The following is a 5,084-nucleotide window of genomic DNA, read 5'->3' on the forward strand; positions in this document are numbered from 1 at the left end:
TTGACGTGGCTTATTTTCAGAATCCACATAGGAACCCTTACAAATTGATCATCATTTGTTGTCATTTGAAATTTTATCCTTAATTGTAATCGCGCTCACGGCGCTACTATGGTGATAATTGGATCACTTGCCCTTGTTAAGATTGGTTGCCTCTTTATTCAGAACATTGAGGATGTATTCTGTAACTGTCACTCTTTGATTTCTCGCCTCTTTAAATAAGGCCTGGAACGTTTCATCAGGAATGTGTAAGCAAGTGCGCGGTTGTTTCTTCGCATTTATAATGTCGCTCATGTGGTTTTCTCCTTCTGGCTTATTTGTCAGTTTCTTTCTGTGCTGCTCTAATTAGATCGAAGCGTCGTAGCACTTCATTAAAGAACTCTTCACGCTCTTTATAGCCGTGCTTACGATTAGTGTTGCGTATAGCTTTAATTTGGAAGCGGGTGACTTCACCGTTAACAAGCTGTGACACCGTAGTGTCAATGTCGAAGTATTTAATAACGGTTCTCCTTAGTTGAGATAAAATAAAAACACCTTGCAGCCTGACGGCTCAAAGTGCATTGCGATTTGGAATTTTTGGGAGGCTGAACACCTCAGAGATAGAAGGTAAGAATCTTTTTCTTAGCTCCTGATACTAATCTAACACGAAACAAGATAAAAGTCAATAATTATTTTTATCCATTTAAGATCATAGCATACTCACCAAAAGAGATCAAGTTCTACCAATTACCATAAAACGCGCTGTATCGAGCTATGCGAGGTTTGCATACACATGCGCTACATAGGTATTCCCTGCCCTGCTTAAAACGCTCTATGAGGCTGCTGTGAAGCATAACGGCATACGGGCGCACCTCTGGCACTTACTCCCGAAACCAATAGCACAACTACAGAGGGATAACGGTAGTTATCAGGATTGTAGTTAGTTGGTATTGGATTGAGGCTTAGTGAACTTGCACGAGGTACGGGGGTAAGTGAACTTTAGCCACTGGCGAAGCACACGATTATTACGCGCACAGCGCAACGGTACTTTGCCTACGGCATAAAATCATTCGTGCCTGACGTTCGTCAGAAACGAAGTTTGCACGAGTCAAGAAGATACAGAGTTACGCTTGTGCTTGTTCCTGAGCGGTACGGGGTCGAACCGTCAGCCCGTCAAGGGTCGCGTAGGTGAGATTTCCCGTAGAGTACCGACCAGGAACAGCGTAAAAAGATCATAAGTTCTGATCTAATCAAATAATTTAATAAGTGATCTAATAGCTAACAGAATTCTGTTACCCCCTCCCCCAAAATTCTGTGGGGGTGTCTAACAGTTTTCTGTGGGGGTAGGGTCACAGTATTTTGTAGGTGTACTGGTGCATAGAAAGTCCAAAGGGTAACAGAATTCTGTAGGGGTGCTTGTTTCTCACTTTACCCGACGGTAAATCGTCGCCCTGCTCACTCCGATTTATCCATGCAATAACCCTGGTGTAATTCCCATCAAACTGGCCCGTAATCCGCTGGTAATTGGCAGGTAAAGAAACGCCATTGATACAAGAAAAATTTAGCCTAAGTTAAATTTTAACTTTAATTTTAAAATCACTTAACCTTGTTAAAGCCTTACGCCGTGCGGCTCACAGCGATCATTGTCCACTATGAGCACTTTCATGATAGGTGCATTTGTCGAACGAGTTTTCACGAAATGAAACGCCGCTGATTTTTTCATGCCAAAATCCACCATTTCATTAGCATTCTAATCATTTCATTACACAATCAGTTTCAAGTGAATAAACTCTGCATACTCCGTGCATACTGGCAGGTTAGCGCCACCCTCGCCTAATACCCTCACATTTTCCAACATAAAATCAATGAAATAGACAACAACCACACACAACCATCTGTAGTGTGATGTTCCGGTGTTACCGCTGTTCTTCTTGCCGATCTGATGATTTGGCAACGTCCAAACACATGTTTATAAATGACAACAAATTGATTTTGTTGAAGATATTTTGAAATTGTGCAGATTTCGATCTGGGTGTGCCTGATCTTCGCGTTCAGCACTGGACACAACCGCGCCATTTACCACACACATCACAGATCAATCTTTGATCATTTTTCTTGCAACCAACTGAAAATGATCATAATGTTTATTTCATAAGTTTAGATGTGTGTCCTTAATGGAGGATAAATTGAACAGAGCAGTGGTGTTAGACGAACAGCAAGCTAAAGCGATCAGGGAATGGCTAAACGCTCATAACAAGAGCCTGATAGCTGACGTTACGTTAATGATGCAAGCCGCCGTATTGCGTGTGGGGGATGCCGTAGCGTTACGCTTTGACGACGTGATCAACGGTGAGATTGACATAGAAGAACAGAAGACAGGGAAGCGTAAAGCCCTCACCCTTCCGGCTCCAGTGGTGCAGATGATCACACGTCGCCGCGCTGAGTTTCCCAATGATGTGCATGTGTTCAGAAGCCAGCGTAACCGATCAATGAACAAGCAAGCGCCTGTACGACGCGAGGAAGTGAGCAAGCAGATCGCAGAAGCCGCTAAAGCTATCGGGATTCATGGCACTGTATCGGCGCACAGCTTCCGCAAAGCTGGCGGGAATGCCATCTACAAACGTTCTGCAAACAACATCGCGTTAGCTATGACCGTGCTTAATCACAGCAACATCACCGACACCAGGCGCTATCTGGATTTAGATAAACAAGCCGTTAGTCGTGTGATCAATGAGATGGACTTATAAGGGGGTACACATGAAAAACAGTTTACTGGTGCTGACACTGGCGTTACTGCCAGCCCTGGCAAATGCCGGACAAATTACGATGACCCACCCACAGGAGGAACAGACGAAGAGCGGAAAAACGCTACGCACGTATCAGAACAGCAATTACCTGTTCACTTAGGTAACTAAGGGGAAATGTCCGTATGCAAAGACATTTGACACTTCCGCCAAAGAATGACGATTTTAGCGGGATTTTGGATAAATGCTGTTTCTGCAATTATTGCAATACCAACTTGCGGAGTATTGACCAACGGCACGCGAAAAAATCATGTGTGTTTGCACCTTATCAACTTCAAAGCATTTGGGACAATAGGCTGTTTCATCGCCTTCTTTCCAGTAAAGTCCATCATTGAAAATGAAGGTGTGCTTATCCTTAAGCTGCTCTTCAAGCTGTTTGTTTTTTTGTTCAGCCTCGAAAAGAAGAGCTTGGGTTGTGATCACTTCCATCTTAACGCTGGCAAGCTCTGTCATGAGGTTAGCAAGCTCAAGTTTAAGCGTGGCCTTATCAAGCTCACCGCCATCATCCGCAAGTTTCTTTGCGATGCCGACAGCCTTATCAATGATCCCTACAGCCGCCGCTGTACTTGCAAGCATTCCAGACATTAATCATTCCTCTCGAATAAATAATCTATCGTAATCTTTATCGTTGTTAATTTTATTTTTATTAAGTGTATCTATGATGATTGAATCCTCAGGGAGCGGTAGTCCTGCCAACGTCCGTAAGCTGAATGATACGTTATAAAAATAAATCGCGAGGTCTGTCAATTCCTTGGCGCGTTTTGTTGTAGGATAATCATCGTTTAAATGATCATCAAATTCGTTCCATTCCTTGACGAATCGCTGCTTTGCATTGTCAACTTTTGTAGGAAGTGTAAAAATTTCGTGCATTAAATTCACAGGTAACAACTTCCAATCGATATCTTCGAATTTTCCCAGCTTAAAATCAGGAAATTCAATGACATAACCTCTAAACACCGATCCAGAGCATCTACCTTCATCTTCATAATAATACTCGCGCCCATCATCTTCTGAACACTCAAGGCACAGTGCAACATACCGATCTAGTTTATAAGTCAGTTTTAGGGCTAACACTTCTAAATCTTTTTCATTCTTCGAACGGTTCTTACGCCAATCAGTAAACCAGGCGAAGCCTCCTGTAATGATTGCACCCACAACTGTCCCAATAAGACCAGCATAATTATCTGACATACACGCTCCTGTTTTCTCCCATAGTACATCATGAACCCGTTGGTGGTAAGGCAACAAGCGGGGCCGTTAGGCGACAGCATCAGGGTATGTCAGACAGTGAAGTTTATCAGAATGACCGTACACCCGAGGGGCGAGTCTAGAACGTTGACAGAGCCTGCTCTTTTATCTACAGCTTTAATAATGTCAATCAGATCATAGATAGAATTATCTTTTTTTTGCATTAGATAACTACCTTTCTCTGACATCACCCTAACTAATTTGCAATGTAGCAGGAATAAAGATCTTAACCCTATGACCGCTAATGTTTTTCAAAACCTTCCATTTATTCTTCACTTCTGAATTAGCCATTCATTACTCTTCCTCAGGAGTAATGAATTCAATCTGATAATACATGCTAATAATGTTTGTAATAATAAAAATCAATTTCACGGCATCAACTCGAGTTGCATAGTATTGCTGTCTCCCATGAGCAAATGCGTGTCTATTCAACGAATCAAAACTTTCAAAATCAATCTTCGTAAAATACTTATCTAAGAATTGTTTAATTAAATAGCAACTCTGCACAAACTGATAAGGAATTTCACCATCAGTTTCAATAAATTGACCGTTCTTATCTTTTTCAATCCAAACTTTTCGAGCCAAACCCATACCATACTTCACATTACTTAAGTCACCATCATTTGAAAGATCAGCCAAATACCTTTCAAGTATTGCAAACAATGAAGGAATACAGATTTGATAAAATCCTTGCCTGTATGCTTGAATTACCTCTAATAACATCTTGTGGATAAAAGGATTTTGTTCCTCTTCAAGATTTATTATTTTTAAAAATACGCTTTCAAAATTAAGTTCAAAAAAATTCATGAACCCTAATTCAATTTCTTTATCTGATAATTCTGATGACGGGCATTGAAAGTAGTCATAACAATCAAAAGCTAATGGGGGAACCCATCCATTTTTAGATAACCGATTGATAAAATCCCATGAGAGATAGTCATCTTTCTCTAATCGCTCAAGAATACTTTCCATTATCGAATGGAATTTTTCAACAGTTAATTTATTTAGTAACACCTCAAACCTCATAAATTAGGGAAGGTGCGAATAAGCAGGTCA

6 protein-coding genes are annotated in these 5,084 nt (G+C 41.2%); 2 read left to right on the forward strand and 4 right to left on the reverse strand.

What is annotated here, in order from left to right:
- Positions 1-123: 123 nt before the first annotated feature.
- The gene (locus tag FDW88_RS22435; protein WP_162838660.1) at positions 124-291 is read right to left on the reverse strand and encodes a hypothetical protein; all 168 of its coding nucleotides are present in this window, start codon (positions 289-291) and stop codon (positions 124-126) included.
- A gap of 1,859 nt (positions 292-2,150) precedes the next feature.
- Between FDW88_RS22435 and FDW88_RS08830 the strand changes: the two genes are divergently transcribed.
- Positions 2,151-2,723, forward strand: coding sequence for a tyrosine-type recombinase/integrase (locus FDW88_RS08830; RefSeq protein WP_137362406.1), 573 nt, complete (start codon positions 2,151-2,153; stop codon positions 2,721-2,723).
- Between the two features lie 10 nt (positions 2,724-2,733).
- Positions 2,734-2,883 (forward strand): hypothetical protein, encoded by a 150-nt coding sequence (locus FDW88_RS22440; protein WP_170974160.1) that lies wholly within the window; start codon positions 2,734-2,736, stop codon positions 2,881-2,883.
- Between the two features lie 62 nt (positions 2,884-2,945).
- On the opposite strand, the gene FDW88_RS08835 is transcribed toward FDW88_RS22440, so the two are convergent.
- The 3 genes from FDW88_RS08835 to FDW88_RS08845 form a co-directional block, all read right to left on the reverse strand.
- Entirely contained in the window at positions 2,946-3,365 is a 420-nt protein-coding gene (locus FDW88_RS08835) for a hypothetical protein (protein ID WP_064391691.1), read from the reverse strand.
- Positions 3,366-3,368: 3 nt separating this feature from the next.
- Complete coding sequence (locus FDW88_RS08840) at positions 3,369-3,971, reverse strand: hypothetical protein (RefSeq protein WP_064391690.1); 603 nt, start codon at positions 3,969-3,971, stop codon at positions 3,369-3,371.
- A 351-nt stretch (positions 3,972-4,322) separates the two neighbouring features.
- Positions 4,323-5,042 carry a hypothetical protein gene (locus FDW88_RS08845; protein WP_137362407.1) on the reverse strand — a complete coding sequence of 240 codons (720 nt, stop codon included), beginning with the start codon at positions 5,040-5,042 and terminating at the stop codon, positions 4,323-4,325.
- Positions 5,043-5,084: the final 42 nt, after the last annotated feature.

The organism is Citrobacter sp. wls829, from assembly GCF_005280825.1.
GTDB lineage: Bacteria > Pseudomonadota > Gammaproteobacteria > Enterobacterales > Enterobacteriaceae > Citrobacter > Citrobacter gillenii.

What these genes read in the sequence shown, in the direction of transcription:
- FDW88_RS08835 (WP_064391691.1), bottom strand. Translation starts at nt 3,365, where the DNA reads ATGTCTGGAATGCTTGCAAGTACAGCGGCGGCTGTAGGGATCATTGAT.
- FDW88_RS08830 (WP_137362406.1), top strand. Translation starts at nt 2,151, where the DNA reads ATGGAGGATAAATTGAACAGAGCAGTGGTGTTAGACGAACAGCAAGCT.
- FDW88_RS22435 (WP_162838660.1), bottom strand. Translation starts at nt 291, where the DNA reads ATGAGCGACATTATAAATGCGAAGAAACAACCGCGCACTTGCTTACAC.
- FDW88_RS08840 (WP_064391690.1), bottom strand. Translation starts at nt 3,971, where the DNA reads ATGTCAGATAATTATGCTGGTCTTATTGGGACAGTTGTGGGTGCAATC.
- FDW88_RS22440 (WP_170974160.1), top strand. Translation starts at nt 2,734, where the DNA reads ATGAAAAACAGTTTACTGGTGCTGACACTGGCGTTACTGCCAGCCCTG.